The 25,196-nt window shown below is 63.6% G+C and carries 21 protein-coding genes and 1 tRNA gene; 18 read left to right on the forward strand and 4 right to left on the reverse strand.

What is annotated here, in order from left to right; translation table 11 throughout:
* Both LQ956_RS11735 and fabG read left to right on the forward strand, forming a co-directional pair.
* Positions 1-1,293, forward strand: a complete 1,293-nt coding sequence (locus LQ956_RS11735) for an adenylosuccinate synthase (protein ID WP_238621555.1) — start codon at positions 1-3, stop codon at positions 1,291-1,293.
* Between the two features lie 113 nt (positions 1,294-1,406).
* Positions 1,407-2,180 carry a 3-oxoacyl-ACP reductase FabG gene (gene fabG / locus LQ956_RS11740; protein ID WP_238621554.1) on the forward strand — a complete coding sequence of 258 codons (774 nt, stop codon included), beginning with the start codon at positions 1,407-1,409 and terminating at the stop codon, positions 2,178-2,180.
* Positions 2,181-2,608: 428 nt separating this feature from the next.
* On the opposite strand, the gene LQ956_RS11745 is transcribed toward fabG, so the two are convergent.
* A tRNA-Leu gene (locus LQ956_RS11745) sits at positions 2,609-2,695 on the reverse strand.
* Positions 2,696-2,802: 107 nt separating this feature from the next.
* On the opposite strand from LQ956_RS11745, the gene rnr reads away from it, so the two are divergent.
* The 12 genes from rnr (at position 2,803) to LQ956_RS11805 (ending at position 17,963) form a co-directional block, all read left to right on the forward strand.
* Positions 2,803-5,391 carry a ribonuclease R gene (gene rnr / locus LQ956_RS11750; protein WP_238630054.1) on the forward strand — a complete coding sequence of 863 codons (2,589 nt, stop codon included), beginning with the start codon at positions 2,803-2,805 and terminating at the stop codon, positions 5,389-5,391.
* A gap of 3 nt (positions 5,392-5,394) precedes the next feature.
* Positions 5,395-6,171 carry a 23S rRNA (guanosine(2251)-2'-O)-methyltransferase RlmB gene (rlmB, locus tag LQ956_RS11755; protein WP_238621552.1) on the forward strand — a complete coding sequence of 259 codons (777 nt, stop codon included), beginning with the start codon at positions 5,395-5,397 and terminating at the stop codon, positions 6,169-6,171.
* Positions 6,172-6,256: 85 nt separating this feature from the next.
* The gene (rpsF, locus tag LQ956_RS11760; protein ID WP_238621551.1) at positions 6,257-6,667 is read left to right on the forward strand and encodes a 30S ribosomal protein S6; all 411 of its coding nucleotides are present in this window, start codon (positions 6,257-6,259) and stop codon (positions 6,665-6,667) included.
* A gap of 35 nt (positions 6,668-6,702) precedes the next feature.
* Complete coding sequence (gene rpsR, locus LQ956_RS11765) at positions 6,703-6,927, forward strand: 30S ribosomal protein S18 (RefSeq protein WP_090208543.1); 225 nt, start codon at positions 6,703-6,705, stop codon at positions 6,925-6,927.
* 67 nt (positions 6,928-6,994) lie between these two features.
* Positions 6,995-7,879 (forward strand): DUF2232 domain-containing protein, encoded by an 885-nt coding sequence (locus LQ956_RS11770; protein ID WP_238630376.1) that lies wholly within the window; start codon positions 6,995-6,997, stop codon positions 7,877-7,879.
* 63 nt (positions 7,880-7,942) lie between these two features.
* Positions 7,943-8,395: a 50S ribosomal protein L9 gene (rplI, locus tag LQ956_RS11775; protein WP_238630055.1), complete on the forward strand. Its 453-nt coding sequence runs from the start codon at positions 7,943-7,945 to the stop codon at positions 8,393-8,395.
* Between the two features lie 116 nt (positions 8,396-8,511).
* Positions 8,512-11,409 (forward strand): replicative DNA helicase, encoded by a 2,898-nt coding sequence (gene dnaB / locus LQ956_RS11780; RefSeq protein ID WP_238630056.1) that lies wholly within the window; start codon positions 8,512-8,514, stop codon positions 11,407-11,409.
* On the forward strand, positions 11,409-12,488 hold the full coding sequence (alr, locus tag LQ956_RS11785; RefSeq protein WP_347402049.1) for an alanine racemase: 1,080 nt from the start codon (positions 11,409-11,411) through the stop codon (positions 12,486-12,488). The genes dnaB and alr overlap by 1 nt, the downstream gene beginning before the upstream one ends.
* Positions 12,489-12,543: 55 nt before the next feature.
* Positions 12,544-13,782 (forward strand): EAL and HDOD domain-containing protein, encoded by a 1,239-nt coding sequence (locus tag LQ956_RS11790; protein ID WP_238621547.1) that lies wholly within the window; start codon positions 12,544-12,546, stop codon positions 13,780-13,782.
* Positions 13,783-13,975: 193 nt separating this feature from the next.
* Complete coding sequence (locus LQ956_RS11795; protein ID WP_238621546.1) at positions 13,976-15,181, forward strand: O-succinylhomoserine sulfhydrylase; 1,206 nt, start codon at positions 13,976-13,978, stop codon at positions 15,179-15,181.
* Between the two features lie 36 nt (positions 15,182-15,217).
* A complete protein-coding gene (locus LQ956_RS11800) occupies positions 15,218-16,441 on the forward strand; it encodes a glycerate kinase type-2 family protein (protein WP_238630057.1) in 1,224 nt (407 codons plus the stop codon).
* A 64-nt stretch (positions 16,442-16,505) separates the two neighbouring features.
* On the forward strand, positions 16,506-17,963 hold the full coding sequence (locus LQ956_RS11805; protein ID WP_238621361.1) for an HDOD domain-containing protein: 1,458 nt from the start codon (positions 16,506-16,508) through the stop codon (positions 17,961-17,963).
* 41 nt (positions 17,964-18,004) lie between these two features.
* On the opposite strand, the gene LQ956_RS11810 is transcribed toward LQ956_RS11805, so the two are convergent.
* Entirely contained in the window at positions 18,005-18,724 is a 720-nt protein-coding gene (locus tag LQ956_RS11810) for a UDP-2,3-diacylglucosamine diphosphatase (protein ID WP_238621362.1), read from the reverse strand.
* A 10-nt stretch (positions 18,725-18,734) separates the two neighbouring features.
* Positions 18,735-19,307 carry a peptidylprolyl isomerase gene (locus tag LQ956_RS11815; RefSeq protein WP_238621397.1) on the reverse strand — a complete coding sequence of 191 codons (573 nt, stop codon included), beginning with the start codon at positions 19,305-19,307 and terminating at the stop codon, positions 18,735-18,737.
* A 151-nt stretch (positions 19,308-19,458) separates the two neighbouring features.
* Between LQ956_RS11815 and cysS the strand changes: the two genes are divergently transcribed.
* Entirely contained in the window at positions 19,459-20,841 is a 1,383-nt protein-coding gene (gene cysS / locus LQ956_RS11820) for a cysteine--tRNA ligase (protein ID WP_238630072.1), read from the forward strand.
* A 174-nt stretch (positions 20,842-21,015) separates the two neighbouring features.
* Here the strand turns inward: cysS and folD are convergent, their stop codons facing one another.
* Positions 21,016-21,891, reverse strand: a complete 876-nt coding sequence (gene folD, locus LQ956_RS11825; protein ID WP_238621363.1) for a bifunctional methylenetetrahydrofolate dehydrogenase/methenyltetrahydrofolate cyclohydrolase FolD — start codon at positions 21,889-21,891, stop codon at positions 21,016-21,018.
* Between the two features lie 505 nt (positions 21,892-22,396).
* On the opposite strand from folD, the gene LQ956_RS11830 reads away from it, so the two are divergent.
* The 3 genes from LQ956_RS11830 to rimI are packed head-to-tail and all read left to right on the forward strand — an operon-like array spanning position 22,397 to position 25,167.
* Positions 22,397-23,947: a 2-isopropylmalate synthase gene (locus tag LQ956_RS11830; protein WP_238630058.1), complete on the forward strand. Its 1,551-nt coding sequence runs from the start codon at positions 22,397-22,399 to the stop codon at positions 23,945-23,947.
* Between the two features lie 6 nt (positions 23,948-23,953).
* On the forward strand, positions 23,954-24,682 hold the full coding sequence (locus LQ956_RS11835) for a uracil-DNA glycosylase (protein WP_238621365.1): 729 nt from the start codon (positions 23,954-23,956) through the stop codon (positions 24,680-24,682).
* Between the two features lie 17 nt (positions 24,683-24,699).
* Entirely contained in the window at positions 24,700-25,167 is a 468-nt protein-coding gene (gene rimI / locus LQ956_RS11840; RefSeq protein WP_238621366.1) for a ribosomal protein S18-alanine N-acetyltransferase, read from the forward strand.
* Positions 25,168-25,196 lie beyond the last annotated feature (29 nt).

Genomic DNA, 25,196 nt, shown 5'->3' on the forward strand with positions numbered 1-25,196 from the left:
ATGAGCAAATTCGTGGTAGTCCTGGGCAGTCAGTGGGGCGATGAAGGCAAGGGTAAGGTCGTGGACCTGCTCACCGAAAAGGCCGCCGCCGTGGTGCGGTTCCAGGGGGGGCACAACGCCGGTCATACTCTGGTGATCGAAGGCAAGAAGACGGTGCTGCACCTGATCCCCTCCGGCATTTTGCGGGAAGGGGTGGAGTGCATGATCGGCAACGGCGTGGTGCTCTCCCCCGAGGCTCTGCTCAAGGAAATGGCCATGCTGGAAGAAAACGGCGTGCCGGTGCGTGAGCGTCTGCGCCTGTCCGAATCCTGCCAGCTGATTCTGCCGTTTCACGTCAGCCTGGACCAGGCCCGGGAAAAGGCCCGCGGCGCCTCCGCCATCGGCACCACCGGTCGCGGCATCGGTCCGGCCTACGAGGACAAGGTCGCCCGCCGCGGTCTGCGTTTGGGGGACCTGTTCCACCGGGATCGCTTCGCCGCCAAGCTGGGTGAAGTGCTTAACTACCACAACTTCGTGCTGAAGCATTATTTCCACACCGACACCATCGACTTTCAGCAGGTGCTGGAGGAGTCCCTGGCCATGGGCGAGCAGCTCAAGCCTCTGGTGATCGATGTGCCGGAGCGTCTGCGTATCCTGCGCAACGAGGGGGCGTCGGTGATGTTCGAGGGCGCCCAGGGCACCTTGCTGGATGTGGATCACGGCACCTATCCCTTCGTGACCTCCTCCAACACCACCGCCGGCGGCGTCTGCACCGGCAGCGGCGTGGGTCCGCTGGATCTGGACTACGTGCTGGGGATCACCAAGGCCTACACCACCCGTGTGGGCGCTGGTCCGTTCCCCACCGAACTGTTCGATACCATGGGTGAGCACCTGGCCCGGCGAGGGCATGAGTTCGGTTCCACCACCGGTCGTCCCCGTCGCTGCGGCTGGTTCGACGCCGTGGCCCTGAAGCGGGCCGTCTCCATCAACAGCATCAGCGGACTGTGCATCACCAAGCTGGATGTGCTCGACGGCCTGGAGTCCCTGCAGATCTGTGTGGGTTACCGTTGCGGCGACACGATGGTCACCGAACCGCCGGCTGGCGCCGAATCCTATGCCGAGTGCGAACCGGTGTACGAAGAGATGCCCGGCTGGCAGGAATCCACCCTGGGGATCACCGAATACGACCGCTTGCCCCCCAACGCCCGTGCCTATCTGGAGCGCATCCAGGCGATCGCCGGCATCCCGGTGGACATCATCTCCACCGGTCCTGACCGGGATCAGACCATCCTGATGCGTCATCCTTTCCAATAAAGGGCAGGGGAGTCCCGGTGGCGCTGCCGTCCGGACTCCCCTTTATCTCTGGCCCTCCCCACTCCCGGCGGGGGAAGTGGTTCCGTGATTTCAGTCAATCAGGAGGTATGTCCATGGTCGACAGGGTTCAGGATCGCAGTACGGTGGTCACCGGGGCAGGCAAGGGGATCGGTCGCACCATTGCGCGGGTCTTCGCCGCCGAGGGTGCTCGTGTCCTGGTCTCGGACCTGGACTTGGCCGCTGCTCGGGCCACGGTGGCCCTGATCGAGGAAGACGGCGGTCAGGCCGTGGCCTGTCAGGCGGATGTGAGCAAGCGCGCCGATGCGGAGGCCATGATCGGTGAAGCCATGTCCCATTTCGGCAGCGTGGACATCCTGGTGGCCAACGCGGGGATCTTCCCTTCGGCCACCATCGAGAACATGAGTGAATCCGAATGGGATCGGGTGATGTCCGTGAACCTCAAGGGGGTGTTTTTCTGCGTTAAATCCGTCGCTTGGGCCATGCGACGCCAGCAGAGCGGCCGCATCCTGCTCACGTCCTCCATCACCGGACCCATGACGGGCTTCCCCGGCTGGGCGCACTACGGCGCCAGCAAGGCGGGGATGCTGGGCTTCATGCGTTCGGCGGCCCTGGAATATGCCCGTGATAACGTCACCATCAATGCGGTGCTGCCGGGGAATATCCGCACCGAGGGTTTGAAGGACGTGGGGCCGGAATACCTGCGCCGGATGGAGGCATCCATCCCCATGGGTTACCTGGGAGAGCCGGAGGACGTGGCCTGGGCCATGCTGTTCCTGGCTTCGGAAAAGGCGCGCTACATCACCGGCCAGACCCTGGTGGTGGACGGTGGCCAGACCTTGCCGGAATCGGCACTGGCGCTGGACTGACACAGCCCCCGCCATGTGGTTTCCGGTCATGGGCAGGCTCGGCGGACGAAGAACCCCGGCTCAGTCCCGGACTCGGGAGGAGCGGGCAGGTCCGATCTGCCGAGCGCCGGGTCCGATGGACATGTTGATGTGGTGGCTCATGATCATCATGTCGGTCGTCGCCCTGCTGGGAGGGGTTGCCATCCTGATCTTTTTGCTGCTGGGTTGATGGATTTTGGCGCGATATGCCTCTGTCGCCCTGACGTCGCGAGAGGGGCCAGCCGCGTGTGCGCATGACACTGGAACGACAACTTCGCCGCCGGATGGCCGGTCTGTGTCTTGCCCGGCCATCGCGACCGGGCTGGGTTTTCCGGCGGAAAGGGCGTACAATCCGGCGCTTGAAAACGCAAATGGCCCGCATCAAGCGGGCCATTTGTGGAAATCAATTTTGGTGCCGAGGAGAGGACTTGAACCTCCACGGGGTCTCCCCCACTAATACCTGAAACTAGCGCGTCTACCAATTCCGCCACCTCGGCAATTCCAGTGAGAAGCGTATTGCTCTTGCGTCTCAACTGAAGGCGCAATATTAGTACCCGCCGGAAGCGTTGTCAACACTTCCGCTAAAAAATTTATCGGCCACTACATGACAAAAAAGAAAAAGAGTTTGACCCAAGATCCCCATTTCGAACGCGAAGCCCGCAAGTACGAACGGCCCATACCCAGTCGAGAGCTGATCCTGCAGGTGGTTGACCAGTCGGATGGTCCCATCAGTTTTGATCCCCTGGCCCGTCGCCTGGGTCTGGAAGAGGAAGTGGATCAGGAAGCCCTGCGCCGTCGCCTGCGCGCCATGGAGCGAGACGGTCAGCTGGTCTGCAACCGCGCCGGCGGCTGGCTGCCGGTCAATCAGTCCGATCTGGTGCGCGGCCGCATCATCGGTCACCCGGACGGTTTCGGTTTCCTGGTGCCCGACGAGCCGGGCGAGGACCTGTTCCTGTCCCCTCGCCAGATGCGCGCCCTCATCCATGGCGACCGGGCGGTGGCCCGGGTTATCGGCATCGATCGGCGTGGGCGTCGGGAAGGGGCCATCATTGAGGTGCTGGAGCGCAATACCGAAACGGTAGTGGGGCGTCTGGCCATGGAAGGAGGGATCGGTTTCGTGGCCCCCGACAACAAGCGCATGCCCCTGGATGTCCTCATTCCGCCGGAGTGCATGGGCGAGGCCCGACCCGGCCAGATCGTCACGGTCCGCATCAAGGAACAGCCCACCAAGCGCACCCGTCCCATCGGCGAGGTTATCGAGGTGCTGGGGGAGCACATGGCCCCCGGCATGGAGATCGACATCGCCGTGCGCGCCCATGGCCTGCCGTTCGAATGGCCCGATGCGGTGCAGGAAGCGATCAAGGGTTTTTCCGACAAGGTGCCCCGGGAGGCTAGTGAATGGCGCCTGGATCTGCGGGACATGCCCCTGGTGACCATCGACGGGGAGGACTCCCGGGATTTTGACGATGCCGTCTATTGCGAGTCCCTCGGTCGCCGGGGCTACAAGCTCTGGGTGGCCATCGCCGACGTGGCTTACTATGTGCGGCCGGGGGATCCCCTGGACATGGAGGCCCGCCACCGGGGCACGTCCGTCTATTTCCCCGAGCGGGTCATCCCCATGCTGCCGGAGGTGCTGTCCAACGGCCTGTGCTCCCTGAATCCGGAGGTGGACCGCCTCTGCCTGGCCTGCGAGATGACCATCAACTCCCGAGGCCGCATCAAGGATGCCAAGTTCCATCAGGCGGTGATGCGCTCCCATGCCCGCCTCACCTATACGGAGGTGGCCGAGATCCTGGTCGAGCAGAAGGCCGAGACCATTCGCCGTCGCGAATCCCTGGTGCCGCACCTGGAAGACCTTTACGGCCTTTACAAGCTGCTACGCAAGGCGCGGGACACCCGGGGCACGGTGGACTTTGAGACCACGGAAACCCGCATCCTCTTCGGCGCGGATCGCAAGATCGAGCGCATCGTGGCCTATGAGCGCAACGACGCCCACAAGATCATTGAAGAGTGCATGATCGCCGCCAACGTGGCCACGGCCGGGTTCCTCAAGCGCAAGCGTATGCCCACCCTGTACCGGGTGCATGAGGGACCCAAGCCTTCCAAGCTGGAGGACTTGCGTCGCTTTCTGGGGGAGTTGGGCCTGTCTCTGCGCGGGGGCGATGAGCCCACGCCGGCGGATTTCTCGGCCCTGCTGGAGCAGGTGAAGGCACGGCCCGATGCCCGGCTGGTGCAGACCGCGCTACTGCGATCCCTATCTCAGGCGGTCTATGCACCGGATAACCTGGGGCATTTCGGTCTGGCCCACGAGGAATACCTGCACTTCACCTCGCCCATTCGCCGCTATCCGGACCTGCTGGTGCACCGGGCCATCCATCATGTGCTGGACGGAGGGAAGCCCAAGGACTTCTGCTATGCCCATATCGACATGGTGGCCCTGGGCGAAAGCTGTTCCATGCGCGAGCGCCGGGCGGACGAGGCCTCCTGGGATGTGACGGCCTGGCTCAAGTGCGAGTACATGTTGGACAAGGTGGGCGAGGTCTTCGACGGAGTGGTGACCAGCGTGACCTCTTTCGGTCTGTTCATCGAACTCAAGGACATCTACGTGGAAGGCCTGGTGCATGTCACCAGCCTGTCCAACGACTATTACCATTTCGATCCGGCAGGCCATCGCCTGAGCGGTGAGCGCAGCGGCCGGGTGTATCGTCTCGGTGATCCGGTACGGGTGAAGGTGGCCCGGGTGGATCTGGATGAGCGCAAGATCGACTTCGTGCCGGAGGAGTCCGGTCCGGGGGAAAAGCGTGGCCGGAGTGAGGACGGCGAGGGCCGTAAGTCGGGCCGCAACCGTCGACGCAAGGGGCGCAAGCCGGAATCAGAGGCGGCAACCGTAACCGCCCCGTCCGCTGCAGCGGATGAAGCCGGTGAGCCGGCGCCTGCTTCAGGGCGTCGCCGCCGTCGGTCGAACAGGAAGACGGCGGACACCCCGGTGCCGCAGGAGGCGGTGGTATCGTCCCCACCCACCGCCGGCAAGCGGCCGCGCAAGAAGGATGACACGTCAGCCGTCAACTCGGCCCCCAAGACTGCCAAGGCCGCACCGGCCCCGGCACTGCCGGCTGAAGCCGGGCAGGTCGAGTCTGAGTCCGGCGAGAAGGCCAAATCTTCCCGTCGCCGTCGGCGCAAGCGTCCGGAGTGAGACATGGCTGCCAGTGAGTGTGTATTCGGCCTGCATGCGGTGGATGCCATGCTGCGTCGCGCCCCGGCTCGGGTGCAGGAGTTGCGTGTTCAGGAAGGGCGGGTGGACGGGCGCATGCAGGCCCTACTGGATCTGGCCGCCCAGGCCCGGGTGAGCGTGTGCCGGGTGGCGCGGCGCGAGCTGGACGCCGTCGTCGGCGATGCCCGTCATCAGGGTGTCATCGCGATGGTGGAGCCGGTGGCCGCCCTCGGGGAACGGGATCTGCCCGATCTGCTTTTGGGGCTGGAGGGCAGCGGCACGGCGCCGCTGTTGCTGGTGCTGGACGGGGTGACCGATCCCCATAATCTGGGGGCCTGTCTGCGTACCGCGGACGGGGCGGGTGTCACCGCCGTGATCGCGCCCCGGGACCGGGCCGCAGGGTTGACCCCGGTGGTACGCAAGGTGGCCTCCGGAGCCGCCGAAAGCGTGCCCTTCATCCAGGTCACCAACCTGGCGCGCACCCTGGATCTGCTCAAGGAGGAGTTCCATCTGTGGATCGTGGGAACCAGTGGCGAGGCCACCGGGGATCTGTATGGCGCCGATCTTGCCGGCCCCACCGCCCTGGTGCTGGGGGCGGAAGGCAAGGGCATGCGGCGTCTGACCATGGAGCGGTGTGACGCCCTGGTGAAGCTGCCTATGCTGGGACGGGTGGAGAGCCTGAACGTGTCAGTGGCGGCGGGGGTGTGTCTGTATGAGGCGGTGCGGCAGCGCCGGATTGCTTCCACCGCCCCGAACGGCTAAGATTCCGCTCCTTTCCGGGGTATCTCCGGAGATCCACCTTGCCTCACCGCTGGTCGGGAGGCTGTCACCCGCAAGGAAATCAAAGATGCGTCATTACGAGATCGTATTCATGGTCCACCCGGACCAGAGTGAACAGGTACCCGCCATGATGGAGCGCTATCGCGGCATCATCGAAGGGGCCGAGGGTGAGATCCATCGCCTGGAAGACTGGGGCCGCCGTCAGCTGGCCTACCCGATCCAGAAGCTGCACAAGGCTCACTACGTGCTGATGAACGTGGAGTGCCCGGAAAACGCCCTGGAAGAACTGGTCAGCGCCTTCCGTTTCAACGACGCCGTGATCCGTCACCTGGTGATGCGCATGGATCGTGCCTTCACCGAGGTTTCCCCTCTGGCCAAGAACCGGGATGACGATGACAGCAGCTCATCTTCCTCCTTCTCCGACGATAGCGATGACGACGATGCCGATGATGATCGTCCGTCCGCTGCCGCGAACTGAGCCACTGTTCACCTGATTCATTCCGAGGATAGACTATGTCCCGTTTTTTCCGTCGTCGTAAGTATTGCCGTTTCAGTGCCGAAGGGGTCGAGTTCATCGACTACAAGGACCTGAACACCCTGAAGAACTACGTCACCGAAACCGGCAAGATCGTGCCCAGCCGCATCACCGGCACCAGCGCCCGCTATCAGCGTCAGCTGGCCACCGCCATCAAGCGCGCCCGCTTCCTGGCCTTGCTGCCGTACTCCGACAACCACTGAGGACGGCAGGCATCCGCGCCCCAGGGCGCGGGTGCATGAGACCATGAGGCAACTGGCATCATTCATCATGCAAAGCCGGCTGCGGGCAGTGACCGCAACCGTCGGCTTTGGTGTGATCGGCCTGCTGATTCCGCCCCTGGCGCTGCTCAGCAGTGCCGCCGTGGCCCTGGTGACCCTGCGTGTGGGGCCGCAACAGGCCCTGGCGGTGGTGGTCCTGGCTGCGGTGGTGGTGGGACTGATCGGCTGGATTGCCGGCCTGTCGCCGGTGGTGGGTCTGGTGACCGCCCTGGTGCAGTGGATACCGGCCCTGGCCTTGGCCGCTGTGCTGCGAAGCACGGTGTCCTGGGCCGTCACGCTGGTCACCGGCATCGTCATCGGCTGCGGTGTGGTGCTGATGCTCCACCTGTCCGTACCCGACATCACGCAGATGTGGTACACGGTGCTGCAGCAGACCGTCGGTCCGCTGTTCGACCAGTCGGGCATGAGTACCCTGGAGCGGGAAGAGGCTTTCAGACAGGCCGCTGCGGTGATGACGGGCATGCTGGCCGCCGTCTCCCTGCTGGCGCTGTCGCTCTCCCTGGTGCTGGCCCGCTACTGGCAATCGGTGCTCTACAACCCCGGCGGTTTTGCCCAGGAGTTTCAGCAGCTGAGCATGGGCCGGGTCCCGGCCATCCTGCTGCTGGTGTTGCTGGTCCTGGGGCTGTTTGCCGGCATGACCCTGATGTTCGAGTTGTCTCTGGTATTTCTGGCCGCCTTTTTCCTGCACGGGCTGGCGGTGATCCACGGGATCAATCGCAAGCTGAACCTGAGTCGCCTGTGGCTGGTGATGACCTATGTGGTGATGGCCTTTGCCCTGCCGCAGATGATGGTCGTCCTGGCCACGCTGGGGATGGTGGACAGCTTTGTGGATCTTCGTGGACGGATTGCGCACGCGGGTAATGACAGTCCCTGATGCCTGCGCATCCCGTGCCTCCCGGCAGATAACGTATTTGATCTTTGACTGAGGTATAGACCGATGGAAGTGATTCTTCTCGAAAAGGTGGAAAACCTGGGAAGCCTGGGTGACAAGGTGCGCGTGCGCTCCGGTTACGCCCGTAACTACCTGCTGCCCCAGGGCAAGGCCAAGTTCGCCACCGAGGCGAACATTGCCGAGTTCGAGGCCCGTCGTGCGGAGCTGGAAAAGACCGCCGCCGAGTCTCTGGCTGCCGCCCAGGCCCGTCAGACCAAGCTGGAAGCCATGACCCTGACCATCAGCGCCCGTGCCGGCACTGAAGGCAAGCTGTTCGGTTCCGTGGGCACCAACGACATCGCCGACGCCGCCAAGGCAGCCGGTGTGGAACTGGAAAAGCGTGAAGTGCGCCTGCCCGAAGGCCCGCTGCGTCAGGCCGGCGAGTTCGAAGTAGCCGTGCACTTGCACACCGATGTCAACGCCACCGTGAAGGTGGTCGTGGTCGGTGTGGAAGAGTAATGCCGCCCCGCCCGCGGGGCTTCATGCCCCGCGGGACCCATGCCGGAACCGGTCCGGGTCCGGGGTGATCAAGACAGGTCCGAGCGTCTGTCGTCGCGTCGATTGGTACCCTGACCATGCCCGAAAAGCCCCGCACCGCCGCGTCCCGCAACGGGACCGAAGCCCTCAAGATCCCCCCCCATTCCATCGAAGCCGAGCAGGCCGTGCTCGGTGGCCTGATGCTGGAAAACGATGCCTGGGACACGGTCTCCGACCATGTGGCCGAGGTGGATTTCTATCGTCATGATCATCGCCTGATTTTCCGTACCATCGCCGAGCTGGCCAACCGCCAGGCCCCCTTCGATGTGGTGACCATTTCCGAACGCCTGGAGGCCCACGGCGAGCTGGAAGAGGCCGGTGGCCTGGCCTATCTGGGCCTGCTGGCCAAGGACACCCCCAGTGCCGCCAACATCCGCGCCTATGCGGATATCGTGCGCGAGCGTTCGGTGCTGCGTCAGCTCATCAGTGTGGGCACGGGCATCGCCGACAGCGGGTTCAATGCCCAGGGCAGGGAGAGCCGCGAACTGCTGGACGAGGCAGAGCGCCGGGTGTTCGAGATTGCCGAGCAGGGTGCGCGCAACCGTCAGGGTTTTCGCGGCATGCGTACCCTGCTCAAGTCCACGGTGGAGCACATCGAGCTGCTCTTCGAGCGGGACAACCCCATCACCGGCCTGTCTACGGGCTATGACGACTTCGACGAGATGACCTCCGGCCTGCAGGCAGGGGACCTGGTGATCGTAGCGGGACGACCGTCAATGGGCAAGTGCATCATGGCCGGGTCCAGGCTGGTCGATCCGCAGACCGGCGCCTTGGTAACCATCGATGAGCGGGTGGCTCGCCGTCAGGCGGATTTGCTGACCCTGGGGGAGGATTTTCGCTTGCGCAAGGGGCAGGCCACGGCTTTCGTGGATGACGGCATCAAGCCTGTCTATCGGGTCCGGACCGCCAGTGGGCGCGAGATTTCCACAACCCTGACCCACCCCTTCCTCACCGGATCGGGTTGGCGGCCATTGGGGGAGATTCAAGTGGGGGAGAAGGTCGCGGTGCCCCGCTGTATTCCAGTGTTTGGGAAGACATGGATGCCGAGTCATGAAGTGAAGACACTGGCGTATTTTATCGGTGATGGGGGTACCACCCAGACATGCCCGATTTTTACCAACACGAGCCCTCGCCTGCGTGAAGATTTTACTGATGCAGTGAGTGGTTTTGCCGGTATGACTTGCAAACTCATCGCCGATATGACCCGTGCTCCCTCCATGCGTGTCAGTCGTGATCGGGATTATCTGATTCAGGCACGGGCACGTTTTGCTTCTGCCCTGAGACGTGTGCAGTCCGATTTTGAAATCACTGGGGATTACCTGGCCCGAGTTTTGGGGGTTAGCAAGGCCACGGTCAGTTATTGGCGATCCGGGCAGTCCATGCCCATGGGTATCCACTTCGAACGCTTGTGTGATGTGTTGTCCTTGTCACCCGCGGATCTTGGTGTGGATGCTCACGAACATGTTTCGAAAAACAGCCCTAATCCGGTGCGTCGCTTTCTTGAAAGACATGGTGTATGGGGGGGCTCGGCGCTGGAAAAGGATATCCCTAGCGTCATTTATACCCTGGAACGAGACTCCTTGGCCCTGTTCATCAATCGTCTGTTTGCCTGCGATGGCAGCGCCTTTGTTCAGGCCAATGGGCAGGGGCGTATCAGCTATGCTTCTTCCAGTCCTCTTCTGGTCCGGGGGGTACAGCACTTGCTGCTTCGGTTCGGTATTCTGAGCAAGGTGCGGATCAAGAAAAACGCCTATCCGAGGTTACGGCGTTCACCCATGGAACTGGAGGTCCTGGATCAGGAAAGCCTGCGTCGTTTCATTCGTGAGATCGGCATCTTCGGTAAGGAAGTTGCCTTGGCGAAGCTGGATGCGCTATTGGCGAACAAGCGTCCGCATACCAATCTGGATACATTGCCTCTGAGTGTGAATACCTATGTGCTGGCTAGAAAGGGTGAAAAGAGCTGGCGTGAATGGCATCAGCAGGCAGGGCTGGAATGCCCGCCCGGTTTCAACCCTCACCTGGGGGGCAGGGGAAGCAGAGGGATTTCCCGTGTCCGCGCCGGGCGGTTGGCGGGGATTCTTGATGATGGCTATTTGGCCAGTCTGTCAACTTCAGATATTTACTGGGATGAAGTCGTCTCCATCGACTATCAGGGTGAACATCAGGTTTATGACCTGACGGTAGAGGGTACGCACAACTTCATTGCCGAGGATTTTTGTGTCCATAACACCACCTTCGCGATGAATATCGCCGAATATGCGGCGCTGAAGCAGAAGTCGCCGGTGGCGGTGTTCAGTATGGAAATGCCCGGCGAGCAACTGTCCATGCGTCTGCTCTCCTCGCTGGGAAGAATCAATCAGCAGCGTCTGCGTACCGGGCGTCTGGAAGATGATGACTGGCCGCGTTTTTCCAGTGCCGTGTCCATGCTGTCCGAGGCACAGCTGTATATCGACGACAGTCCGGCGCTGTCTCCCTCCGACCTGCGTTCCCGCTGCCGCCGGCTGATGCGAGAGCACAAGCAGCTCAGCCTCATTGTGGTGGACTACCTGCAGCTGATGCAGGTACCCGGCAGTTCGGAGAACCGAACCAACGAGATTTCCGAGATCTCCCGCGGCCTCAAGGCCCTGGCCAAGGAAATGGGGGTCCCCGTGATCGCCCTTTCCCAGCTCAATCGAGGTCTGGAGCAGCGTCCCAACAAACGCCCGGTGATGTCGGATCTGCGTGAATCCGGCGCCATCGAACAGGATGCGGATCTCATCGTCTTCATCTACCGGGATGAGGTCTACAACGATGACAGTCCGGACAAGGGCACCGCGGAGATCATCATCGCCAAACAGCGTAACGGCCCCATCGGTGCCGTGCGGCTGACCTTTCTGGGCCAGTACACCCGCTTCGAAAACTACGTGCCCGAAATCTATTCCAACGAGGGTTTCTAGTGAAAAGAACCGCCTCGGCGCGCCTGTGCCTCGGTCATCTGCCGGCCAATCTGGCCCGGGTCCGGGAAGCGGCTCCCGGCAGCCGCGTCATGGCCGTGATCAAGGCCGAGGCCTATGGCCACGGCATGCTCCGGGTGGCTGAATGCCTGGCACCTTGGGTGGATGCCCTGGCGGTCTCCTGTCTGGATGAGGCCGCAGCCCTGCGAGAGGCCGGGTATCATCAGCCCATCCTCGCCTTGCAGGGCTTCAAGGACGAGCGGGATCTGCGCGCCGCCTCCCAGCTGGACGTGGCCGTGAGCGTGCATGAGGACAGCCAGTTGCACCTGTTGTCAGGCACCCGTCTGCATCGCCCGGTACGGGTCTGGCTGAAACTGGATACCGGCATGGGACGCCTGGGCTTTTCCCCGCTGCGCGCCTCCGATCTGGTGGCGGCCCTGATCTCTGATCCGAACGTGACGGCGGTGCCCGGTCTGATGACCCACCTGGCCTGCGCCGACGAACCCGGGCGGCCGGAAAATGCCGCCCAGCTGGCCCGGTTCGAGGCGGCCACCCGGCATCTGCCCGGTGAGCGCAGTCTGGCCAACTCCGCTGCCATCCTGGCCCTTCCCGAGGCCCACGCCGACTGGGTTCGTCCCGGCATCATGCTCTATGGGAGCTCACCGCTGGCAGATGCCCGGGCTGCCGGCCTGGGGTTGCGCCCGGTGATGACCTTGAGTACCCGGCTGATTGCTATTCACACCCTGACGCCGGGAGAAACCGTGGGTTACGGCGCCACCTGGCGCTGCGAGCGGCCTACCCGGGTGGGGGTGGCGGCCATCGGCTACGCCGACGGCTACCCTCGCCATGCCCCCACCGGTACTCCGGTGCTGGTGCGCGGGCAGCGGGTGCCGCTGATCGGCCGCGTCTCCATGGACATGATCACCGTGGATCTGACCGATTTGGAGACGGTCCAGGTGGGGGACGTGGTCACGCTCTGGGGCGAAGGGTTGCCGGTGGATGAAGTGGCGGCGGCGGCGCAGACCATCGGTTATGATCTGCTCTGCCGCGTGCATGATCGGGTGCAGGTGGTGGCCGTGTAGGGAGAGAGACACCGTCCCCCTTTGGCGAGGATCAGCAGCGGAAGTCTACGAATCAATGGAAAAGGCGGCTTCAAACAGCGACAGCACCTATATCGCCCGGCAACCCATCTACAACCGGCAACTGGGTGTCTATGCCTATGAGCTGCTGTTCCGTTCCGCATCCAGCCTCCGGTCGGCCACCGGCAGCGATGCGGCGACCTCCCATGTCATTTTGAGCGTCTTCGGCGAAATCGGTCTTGATACCCTCGTCGGCTCCCGTCTGGCGGCCATCAATATGACCCCGCGCCTGCTCAGGGAGTTGGAATCCCTGAACGTGCCCGCCGGGCGGCTGATCGTGGACCTGCCGCCCGACCTGCCGGGGGATGAAGCCACCCTGGAGACCCTCAAGCGACTGGCCGGCAGGGGCTATATCCTGGCCCTGGACGATTATGTCCCCGGCGGTGCCGGGGACCGTCTCCTGCCCGCGGTGCACCAGGTGAAGGTGGATACGGCCCGGGCCAGGCCGGACGAGCTGCGGTCTGTCCACCGATTGCTTTCCCGCCATGATGTGAGCATCGTGGCTGAAAAGGTGGAATCCCTGGAAGATTATGAGTTTCTTCGTGATCTGGGTTTCCACTATTTTCAGGGCTATTTTCTCAGCCGTCCACGGCTCTTCAAGGCGATCGGCCTGGAGGCCGGAAAGCTCACCGTAGTGCGCTTGCTGGCCGGTCTGCAGGACCCGGCCCTGGATGTCCACCAGTTGCAGCATCTCATCGCTCAGGATGCCGGTCTGGCGGTCAAACTGCTGCGGCTGATCAACTCGCCGTTCTTCGGTCTGAGCCGGGAGGTGGATTCCCTGGCCCGGGCCATCCTGATCCTGGGACGCCGCAAGCTGGCTACCTGGGCCTGCATGCTGGTGATACGAGGATTGGCGGATCGTCCGGCGGGATTGGTGCAGCTGGCCTTGGAGCGGGCTGCCTTGTGCGAGGGCCTGGCCCGCCGCGCCGGCCTGGGTCCGGTGGAAAACTACTTCACCTGTGGCCTGTTCTCCGCCCTGGATCTGATCATGGAGCGCCCCCTGGAGCAGATCATTCAGCCGTTGCCCCTGGGGGATGCGGTCAAGGCAGCCTTGCTCCGGGGGACGGGGGAAATGGCCGAGGCACTGGCTTGTGCCCGGGCCTGCGAGCAGGGCGATATCGAGGCGGCAGGCTGTGCCGGACTGTCCACCACCGACATCAGCGAGGCCATGCTGGAAGCGGGCCATTGGGCTGATGAAGTCCTGTCCATGTCGCTGACGGGCAAGCCCAGGCATTGACACTTCGCAATCGTTTTTCCAGAATCAAGGGAATCCCTTGCCCTGTAGCCGGTTCCCGATGCATTCAGGCAGGTGGACAGCGCCGATTTGATTCCAGCTTGCGGGCGCTCAAGAAATACGGCTAAAGCGGGTGACGACCTGCTTTGGCGGGTCTTTTTCTTTGCCCGACGGGGCGGGTGTTACAGGAGTGCCCATGTCCCATCCTCTGGATACTTCCGGTTCCCGTCGTCCCGGTTTCGATACCCTGGCCGTTCGCGCCGGTCAGACCCGCACGGCTGAACAGGAACATTCCGATCCCATCTTCGCCACCTCCAGCTTCGTCTTCGCCAGTGCCGCGGAGGCGGCGGCCCGGTTTGCCGGCGAGACGCCGGGTAATATCTACGCCCGCTTCACCAATCCCACGGTACGTGCCTTTCAGGACCGCCTGGCTGCCCTGGAAGGGGGGGAGGCCTGCGTGGCCACGGCGTCCGGCATGTCGGCGATCCTGTCCACCTGTCTGTCCCTGCTCAGGGCGGGGGACCACATCATCTCGTCCCGGTCCGTGTTCGGTTCCACCACCAACCTGTTCAGCAATTACCTCACCCGCTTCGGTATCGAGGTCAGTTATGTGCCCCTGTCGGATCTGGAGGCCTGGGCGCGGGTCCTGCGCCCCAATACCCGGATGCTGTTCGCCGAGACTCCCTCCAATCCGCTCACCGAACTGGTGGACATCCGTGCCCTGGCGGAATTGGCCCATACCCACGACTGCCTGCTGGCGGTGGATAACTGTTTTTGTACCCCGGTCCTGCAGCGTCCCCTGAGCCTGGGGGCGGATCTGGTGATCCATTCTGCCACCAAGTATCTGGATGGCCAGGGCCGTTGCGTGGGTGGCGCCGTGGTCGGAGATGCGGAACGGGTGGGCAAAGAGGTTTTCGGTTTCTTGCGTACTGCCGGTCCCACCATGAGCCCCTTCAATGCCTGGGTCTTTCACAAGGGGCTGGAAACCCTGCCCCTGCGCATGCGTGCCCATAGCGCATCCGCCCTGACCCTGGCCCACTGGCTGGAGAAGCATCCGGCGGTGGAGAGGGTGCATTATCCCGGTCTGGCCTCCCATCCCCAGCATGCCCTGGCTGCCCGTCAGCAGGCCGCCTTCGGCGGCATTGTCGCCTTCGAGGTGAAGGGGGGCCGGGAGGCGGCCTGGCGGGTGATCGACAGCACGCAAATGCTCTCCATCACCGCCAACCTGGGAGATGCCAAGACCACCATCACCCATCCTGCCACCACCACTCACGGACGCATCACGCCCGAGCAGCGGGTGGAGCAGGGGATTGTTGAAGGGCTGGTACGGGTGGCCGTGGGGCTGGAAGACCCGACGGATATCCAGGCGGATCTGGCCCGCGGACTGGATAGCCTGTGCTGAGGCTGCCATTGTCCGCCGATGCGTGATCGAGACTGCTTGCAGCACTGTTTCCATGCCGCATTGGAAGCAGTCCATGGCGGCACGGTGGTTCGTCGTGCCCTGGGGCGGCTCAAGGGGCGGGACCCGATCCATCTGGTGGCCATCGGCAAGGCTGCGGCGGCCATGGCGGAAGGGGCGCGCCTGACCCTGGGCACCCGTCTGGTGCGCGCACTGGTGATTACCCGCCACGGCCATGATGATTCCCGACTGGCGCGGGATCAGCGCTTCATCTGTCTGCAGGCGGATCATCCCCTGCCGGGTGCGGACAGCCTGCTGGCCGGCAGTCGGCTGCTGGACTTCATCCGGCTGACCCCCGAGCAGGGACATCTGGTATTTCTCATCAGCGGTGGTGCCTCCAGTCTGGTGGAGGTTCTGCCGCCGGGGGCAGGGCTGGGAGAACTGCAGCGCATCAACGGCTGGTTGCTGGGCTCCGGTCTGGATATCGTGGCCATGAACCGGGTGCGCACGGCGATTTCCTGCATCAAGGGCGGGCGCCTGCGAAGCCGACTGGGGCAGCGGCGTACCGAGGCCTATCTGATCTCGGATGTGCCGGGGGATGATCCGGCGGTGATCGGCTCCGGTCTGCTGGTGCCGCCTTCGGTGCTGCGCCCTCTGCCCGAGCTGCCGTCGGGCATCCGTGAGTGGGTGACCTCGATGGCGGCCCGGGTGCCGGATTGCGCCGATGCCCCGGTGGTCCCCGTCCCTGTCCATGTGATCGCCACCTTGCGGGATGCCTGTCAGGGTGCCGCGGCCGCAGCCGAACGTTGCGGCATGGACGTGACATTGCATGGGGAGTTCCTCTGCGGAGAGGCTGCGGTCTGTGGCGAGCGCCTGGCCCGGGAACTACTGGCCGGGCCGCCGGGCATCCATATCTGGGGTGGCGAGACCACGGTCACCCTGCCGGCCGATCCGGGACAGGGTGGGCGCAACCAGCATCTGGCCCTGGCGGCGGCCCGGGTGCTGGAGGGGCATCCCGGCGTGACTTTGCTGGCCGCCGGTACCGATGGTTCCGACGGCAACACCCAGGCGGCCGGTGCCCTGGTGGATGCCGGGACGGTGGCCCGTGCCCGCGCCCTGGGGCTGGACCTGGAGCAGGCCCTGGCCGGTGCCAACGCCCACGCGCTGCTCAAGGCCTGTGGTGATCTGGTGACCACGGGGCCGACCGGGACCAATGTGATGGACCTGATGATCGGTATCAGGCAATCTTGGACGGATTCTTGACGAAGACATGCAGCGGCTGCCCTTCCGTGCCGTTGCGCATCCCCCTGCCATGACCTGATGCCGCATGAATAATAACCTCGCTGTTCCCCCTGCTGCAGACCCCACCACGCTGGAGGACTGGACACACATGCTGCGGGAACAGGAGATGCCGATCTTCTCCAGTACCGTTCAGACCATCCATGACATCATCGGAGACGAGCGCAAGGGTGCTATGGATCTGGCCACCGCGATACTTCAGGACCCCAACCTGACGGCCAAGCTACTGAAGCTGAGCAACAGCCTCTATTACAACCCCTATCGCAAGAAGATCGTCACGGTCAGTCGCGCCATCGTCATCCTGGGGATCGACGTCATCCGTGAGTTGGTACTGGCCTGCTCGTTTTTTGAGGCCATCCTCTCCCCGAGGAACAAGCGCCGGGCCCACGAGGAGATCGCGCAGGCCATTCATGCCGCGGTTCACGCCAAAGCAATCGCCATTGCCGCCGGAGATGCCCATCCCGAGGAAGTGTTCATTGCGGCCTTGCTGCAGAACATCGGCCGTATCGCCTTTTGGTGTTTCTGTCGGGATCAAGGCGAGCGTCTGGAAGGCCTGCTGCAAGAGGGCCATATTCCCCAGGATGCGGCGGAGCGCCAGGTGCTGGGGTTCCGGCTGGCGGAGTTGGATGTATCTCTGTGCAAGAGCTGGAACCTGAAAGGCCTGATCGAAGAGGCCATTCGCAAGAGTCCGAAGGTCTTCGACCCCCGGATGCGAATCGTCAACCTGGGTTGTGAGGTGGTCGTCATCCTGAAGGAGACGACCGGATCGCAGCCCTATAATGCCTGTCTGGACCGGATTGGTGAGATCACGGGTCAGACACGGGATGAGGTCAAGCAAGGCCTGCGGGCCAATACCGATGCCGCTGCCCGCATTGCGCGTCAGTTTGGTGCCGTGGAGGCTGCCGAGCTGATTCAGCACAAGGCGCGGCAACTGGATGCGGAGGAAGAATCCGCGGCCATCGCGGTGCCGGACCGGAAGGAGTTACAGTTTCAGATCCTGCAGGAGATTTCGGGGATGCTCAGCGGCGGCAAGCTGGACATCAGTTGCCTGTTGGAGATGATCCTGGAGGGTATACAGCGTGGCATCGGTATGGACCGGACCATTTTCACGATGCTGTCCACGGACAGGGGCCTGTTGCGGGAGAAGGTGGCGCTGGGCTGGCGCAGGAATGATCCTTCGCGGGCGATTTCCTTCCCGCTGAGTCAGTCACCGCCCAATCTGTTCCATCAGGCCCTCTATAGCCGTGAGGGGTACTGGATCACCGGCCACGACAGCCGCCTGCACACCGCCCACGATGTGGCGGTGGTGGGTCGGCATCCCTGTTTTCTCATGTCCATTTATTCCGAGGGCAAGCCCATCGGGCTCATCTACTGTGATCGTGCTTATACCGGGATGCCGCTGACCGAGGAGGATTTTCGCGCCTTCCGGCATTTCGTTCAGCAGGCCAACATCGGCCTGTCCCTGTACCGTCTGCAGGAGCGATAGCCCTCGGTTCACCGGCGGGACGGCGTCTCCCACGGATCGGCTCAGAGGTTTTCCAGGGACATCCCATCCGGGCGGCACACCAGCAGTCCCCCGGTGTCGTACCAGTCGGGCAGGACGATGCGCCGGGCGGGGCGTCCTGCCACGGTGAGGTCATGGATGGCGGGGCGGTGGGTGTGGCCGTGAATCAGGGTCTGGACACCATGGCGGCGCAGGGCGTCCGTCACGGCCCGGGCATTCACGTCGGTGATCTCGGCGGACTTGTTGCGGGTGGACGAACGGCTCCGGGCGCGGGCCGCCTCCGCCTCGGCGTGGCGCCGGTCCAGGGGGCGGGCGAGAAACGCGGCCTGCCACTGCGGGTCGCGGACCAGGGTGCGAAAGGCCATGTAGTCCACGTCGTCCGTGCACAGACTGTCGCCGTGCATGATCAGGGCGGCCGTGCCGTAGAGTTCCACCACGGTCTCCGTCTCCAGCAGCTGGCAGCCGCAGCGCCGGGCAAAGGTCTCACCTACCAGGAAATCACGGTTGCCGTGAACGAAGAACAGGGACATGCCCTGCTCGCTGAGGGCGCTGAGCAGGTCGAAGGCCCGGTCCAGGTGAGGGGCTGGATCGTCGTCTCCGACCCAGTACTCAAACAGGTCACCCAGGATATAGAGGGCGTCCGCACCGGGGACACGGGTTTGCAGGAAGCGCTCGAAGAGTCGAAGGCTGTGTGGACGTTCCTTGTCCAGATGCAGATCCGATATGAATAGCGTCTCGCTCACAGCCGTGAAATCACTCTGCGCTGACGCGGGTCATGATGACGGGTTCACGGGGAACATCCTGATGCATGCCGTGGTTGCCGGTGCTCACACCAACGATGCTTTCCACCACGTCCATGCCTTCCACCACCTTGCCGAACACGGCGTAGCCCCAGCCCTGGGGGGTCTCGGCGGTGAAGTCCAGAAAACGGTTGTGCTGGACATTGATGAAAAACTGGGCCGTGGCGGAGTGAGGATTCGGGGTGCGGGCCATGGCCACGGTACCCACTTCGTTGCTCAGGCCGTTGTTGGCCTCGTTGCGAATCGGGTCCTTGGTGGGTTTTTGCTGCATGTCCTGGGTGAACCCGCCACCCTGGACCATGAAGCCGGGAATCACCCGGTGGAAGATGGTGCCGTCATAAAAGCCTTCGCCGGCGTAGGCCAGGAAGTTGGCGACGGTCTCGGGGGCCTTGTCGGCGTAGAGTTCAAGGACGATGGTGCCTTTGTTGGTCTCGAGGGTGACCCTGGGGGCAGTGTTTTCGGCCATGACTTGAGTTCCCGTGGTTGCAGACAGCAGGGTGAGGCAAAGGGCAAGCTGTCGAATCATTGATTTCATTGGTGGATGTCCGTCGGTGATACGGTTGACGAGCTGCGATGATAGCCGCTGAGGCGTGGGCGGGCAAAGTCCGGGGTGATGGCCCCGTACCCCCTGGCTTGATAAGATCCTGCTACTGATGAACCAGACCGAAGAATCCTCGATGCTCCATATCTACAACACCCTCACCCGCCGCAAGGACCCGTTCCAGTCCATGGAACCCGGCAAGGTGCGCATGTATGTCTGCGGCATGACGGTGTACGACTACTGTCATCTGGGTCATGCCCGGGTGCTGGTGGTGTTCGATGTGGTTTACCGCTACCTCAAGGCCCTGGGCTACGAGGTGACCTATGTGCGCAACATCACCGACATCGATGACAAGATCATCCGCCGGGCGGCGGAAAACGGTGAATCCATCGAGGCCCTGACCGACCGTTTTATCCAGGCCATGCACGAGGATGCCGATGCCCTGGGGGTGGCGCGGCCCAGCTTCGAGCCCAGGGCCACCGCTCATATCCACGACATCCTGCACCTGATCGATACCTTGCTCAAGCGAGGCTATGCCTATGTGGGGGACAACCGGGACGTGTACTACAGCGTCTCCCTGTTCGAGGGCTATGGCAAGTTGTCGGGCAAACGGATTGAGGACCTGAGGGCCGGCGAACGGGTGGCCCCGGACGAGTCCAAGCGGGATCCGCTGGATTTCGTGCTCTGGAAGGCGGCCAAGCCGGGTGAGCCGGCCTGGGATTCCCCCTGGGGGCCGGGGCGTCCCGGCTGGCATATTGAATGCTCGGCCATGTCCACCCATTACCTGGGACATCATTTCGACATCCATGGGGGCGGCCAGGACCTGCAGTTTCCCCACCATGAGAACGAGATCGCCCAGAGCGAGGCGGCCTCCTGCGAGCATTATGTGAATTACTGGATGCACAACGGGTTTGTGCGGGTGAATGAGGAGAAGATGTCCAAGTCCCTGGGCAACTTCTTCACCGTGCGCCAGGTGCTGGAACATTATCAGCCTGAGGAAGTGCGGTATTTCATCCTGGGTAGCCACTATCGCAGTCCGCTCAATTACAGTGACGAGCCGCTCAACAATGCCCGTGCCGCCCTGAACCGGTTGTATACGGCGATGCGTGGGATCAATCTCCTGCCGCCGGAAGGGGAGGGGACTCGGTTCCGTGCACGATTCGATGCCGCCATGCAGGATGACTTCAACACGCCGGTGGCGCTGGCGGTGCTGTTCGACATCGCCCATGAGGTGAATCGTCTGCGGGAGGCTGAACCGGAAGCGGCCGGCCGTCTGGCCGGGGTGCTCAGGGAACTGGGGGGTGCGCTGGGGATTCTGGGGGCGGACCCGGATGCCTACCTACAGGGGGGGGACGGCCAGGGGCCGGACGAGGCCGAGATCCAGACCTTGATCGAGGCCCGGCTGGAGGCGCGTCGGCGCAAGGACTTTGCCGAGGCGGACCGGATTCGGGATACCCTCAAGGGGCAGGGCGTCGTGCTGGAGGATGGTCCGGGCGGCACCACCTGGCGGCGCGGCTGAGGGAATAGCCCCGGCGGTGGGGTGGGGCATCCCCCTCATCCCCGGCCCTTCTCCCCCGAGGGGAGAAGGGAGGCTTCCAAGCCCTGGGGTTGAGGCAAAGGCAAGCTTTCAAGCCCCTCTCCCCTTGTGGGAGAGGGGTTGGGGTGAGGGGGGAAAGCCAGCGAGGAAAGAGGCCTACGGCAAAAAGCAGCTGGCCACCCGCTCCGCATCCTCGCAGGCTTGCAGGGTATTCTTCATCAGCATCGCCACGGTCATCGGCCCCACGCCGCCGGGCACCGGGGTGATCCAGGCGGCCCGTTCCGCTGCCGCCTCGAATTCCACGTCTCCCGCCAGACTGCCGTCCTCCAGCCGATTGATGCCCACGTCGATCACGGTAGCCCCCGGTTTGATCCAGTCCCCGCGCACCAGTCCCGGCTTGCCTGCGGCGGCCACCACGATGTCCGCACGCCCCACATGCTGCGGGGTGTCGGTGCTGAAACGATGGCAGATCGTGACCGTGGCACCCGCCAGCATCAGTTCCAGGGCCATGGGCCGACCCACGATGTTGGAGGCGCCGACGATCACCGCATGGCGTCCCTTGTAGGTTTCCCCCGTGGTTTCCAGCAGTCGCAGCACGCCATAGGGAGTACACGGACGCAGCCGGGGCAGGCGCAAGGCCAGTCGACCCATGTTGTAGGGATGAAATCCGTCCACGTCCTTGGCCGGGTCCATCCGCTCCACCACCTGCTCGGTGTCGATGTGCCTGGGCAGCGGCTGCTGGACCAGGATGCCGTCCACGGAGGGATCGGCGTTGAGCTCGTCGATCACATCCAGCAAGTCCCCCAGGGAGACATTGTCCGGCAGGTCCACGGAGCGAGACTCCATGCCGATGGCTTCGCAGGTGCGGCGCTTGTTGCGGACATAGACATGGGACGCCGGGTCGTCTCCCACCAGCACCACGGCCAGTCCGGGCGCCCGCTTGCCCGAGGCAAGGCGGGCCTGCACTGCCTGGCGGACTTCCTGTTGAACGGTCTGTGCAATGGCGCGGCCATCGATGAGTCGGGCGGGCATGGGCGAGGTCCTGACAGAGGGGGCGGGTGTCTTTGGAATGGGCGGTATTTTCCCATTGAATCTCCTGATCGTCCAATCGTCCGTGGCCAACGGTGGATTTTGCCGGCAGGCCGGGCCCCAACGGGGGGGCACGGCCCTCGGAGCGAACCGTGGTTCAATGCAGGCGCGCGCTGGTTGAAGGTTGCAGCAGGCTTTGCATCCTGGGGCGGGCTTTGTTAGAGTCAAGACCAAGTCCAGAAATCAGGCCTCCATGACCAATCTGCTCGCACAGCATGGTTTCATCCAGGGCCCGCCCTCAAGGTGCGGTATCCGGATGCGTGCGTCCCGCATTGCCCGTCTGCTATCCCTGCTGCGACTGCCGCGCTAGCGGCACACTCTCTCATGCCTGGCGAGGCCAAACGCGTCCGTTGATCCCATGACATCCGCCCCAGGCCGGGTGCGGGTCATGTAGAATTTCCCCAGAGAGCAAGCGACCGGATCCCTCCGGTGGCAGAGGTCAGAGACAATGGCAGGCAAAGACAAACTCTTCATCTTCGATACCACCTTGCGCGACGGCGAGCAGAGCCCCGGCGCCTCCATGACCCGGGAAGAAAAGGTCCGTATCGCCAAGGCCCTGGAAAAGATGCGGGTGGACATCATCGAGGCCGGTTTCCCCGCCGCCAGCCCCGGTGACTTCGAGTCCGTGCGTGCAGTGGCCCGTGCCGTGCAGGACAGCACCGTCTGCGGCCTGGCCCGAGCCAAGGATGTGGACATTGATCGTGCCGGTGAGGCCCTCAAAGAGGCCAATTCCGCCCGCATCCACACCTTCCTCGCCACCTCGCCCATTCACATGCAGTACAAGCTGAAGATGTCCCCCGACGAGGTGCTTACTCAGGCGGTGGCCGCCGTCAAGCGGGCTCGGCAGTGGACCGATAACGTGGAATTCTCCCCTGAGGACGCCGGCCGTTCCGAACTGGATTTCCTCTGCCGGGTGATCGAGACGGTGATCGACGCCGGTGCCAGGACCATCAACATCCCCGACACCGTGGGTTACAACATCCCCCAGCAGTTCGGCGAGTTGATGAAGAATCTCATCGAGCGGGTGCCCAATTCGGACAAGGCCGTGTTCTCGGTCCATTGTCACAATGACCTGGGCGTGGCCGTGGCCAACTCCCTGGCCGCCGTGCTCAACGGCGCCCGCCAGGTGGAGTGCACCATCAACGGTCTGGGTGAACGGGCGGGCAACGCAGCCCTGGAGGAGATCGTCATGGCGGTGCGAACCCGTCAGGATGTCTTCCCCTGCGACACCACCCTGGATACCACCCATATCGTGCCCTGCTCCCGCCTGGTGTCCAGCATCACCGGCTTCCCGGTGCAGCCCAACAAGGCCATCGTGGGTGTCAACGCCTTTGCTCATGAGTCCGGCATCCATCAGGACGGGGTGCTCAAGCATCGGGATACCTATGAGATCATGCGGGCGCAGGATGTGGGGTGGTCGGAAAACCGTATCGTGCTGGGCAAGCATTCCGGTCGCAATGCCTTCCGCACCCGCCTCAAGGATCTGGGGATCGAGTTCACGGCCGAGGAGGAACTGAACGAGGCCTTTGCCCGCTTCAAGGAACTGGCGGACAAGAAGCATGAGATCTTCGATGAGGACCTTCAGGCCCTGGTATCGGAGGCCACCATGGCCATGGACAGCGAGCAGCTCAAACTGGTATCCATGCGGGTCTGCTCCGAGACGGGGGAGACGCCGGTGGCCAATGTCACCCTCAGTGTGGACGGCGCCGAGCGCAGCGGCCGGGCCGAGGGCAGCGGCCCGGTGGATGCAGCCTTCAAGGCCATCGAGACCATTGTGCCCAGCGGCACACAGTTGCTGCTCTACTCGGTGAACAACATCACCAGCGGCACCGATGCCCAGGGCGAGGTGACGGTCCGGCTGGAAAGAGGTGGGCGCATCGTCAATGGCCAGGGGGCGGATACGGACATCGTGATCGCCTCCGCCAAGGCCTATCTCAATGCCCTGAACCGTCTGGTGATGCCGGATCGTCGTGCCCATCCCCAGCGCGGCGACGTCTGATCCGGCATGGAAGAGGGCTTGCGGCGTCGTTATCTTGAGGCCATGGGCATCCCGCAGTGGGTGCCCCGTGCCCCCTGTGTGGAAACACCTGCGTGGGAGCGGCCCTCGGCCGCGAAAGCAGCACCCGTTCCCCGGCAGGCCGACTCCCTGGGCGACAGGGTACCTGACTGGGAAACCCTGACACGGCAGGTCGAAACCTGTACCCGCTGCACCGAACTGGCGGCAAGCCGCACCCGGACCGTCTTCGGGGTCGGCGATCGCCAGGCCCCCTGGTTGTTTATCGGCGAGGCCCCGGGGGTGGACGAGGACCGCCGTGGCGAGCCCTTCGTGGGCCGGGCCGGCAAGCTGCTGGACAGCATGCTGGCCGCCCTGGGTCTGGCGCGGGGGGAGGGCGTCTACATCGCCAATATCCTCAAGTGCCGTCCGCCCGGCAATCGTGATCCGAAGCCGGAAGAGGCCCGGGCCTGTCGGGCCTTTCTGGATGGCCAGATTGCCCTGATCCGGCCCCGGGTCATCGTTGCCCTGGGACGTATTGCGGCGCAGAATCTGCTGGATACGGATGCGGCCCTGGGGAGCCTGCGTGGACGGCCCCGGGATTACCAGGGCATCCCTGTGGTGGTCACCTATCACCCGGCCTATCTGCTGAGAAAACCCTTGGACAAGCGCAAGGCCTGGGAGGATCTGTGCGTGGCCCGCCGCTTGATGATCAGGTCGCCTGATAAACCGGTCGCATAGCGGCAATCATCCCTCCCATGGACGCCGTGATCGCCATTCCATTGCAGCTTCGCCCCATGCGTGCCGATGACCTTCAGGCCGTCATGGAGGTTGAGCCCAGGGCCTATGACTTTTGCTGGTCGGAAGGGATCTTTCGTGACTGTCTGCGGGTGGGGTATTCCTGCTGGGTTCTGACGTCCGGGGACGGCGGCGAACTGATCGGCTACGGAGTGATGTCCCTGGGGGTGGGTGAGTGCCATGTACTCAATCTCACCATTCGCCCCGAATGCCAGGGTCAGGGGTTCGGGCGTCACTTGCTCAATGCCATGCTGAATATCGCCAGAGAGCGTCAGGCCGAGACGGTTTTTCTGGAAGTGCGCCCATCCAACACCCCTGCGGTTGGTCTCTACCGTACTCTGGGATTCAATGAAGTGGGTATCCGCAAGCGATATTACCCCGCCGGCCGAGGCCGGGAAGATGCCTTGGTCCTGGCCATGCAACTGTAGCCAGCACCATGACTCTTACTGCCCGCTGC

The organism is Ectothiorhodospira lacustris (assembly GCF_022227845.1).
GTDB lineage: Bacteria > Pseudomonadota > Gammaproteobacteria > Ectothiorhodospirales > Ectothiorhodospiraceae > Ectothiorhodospira > Ectothiorhodospira lacustris.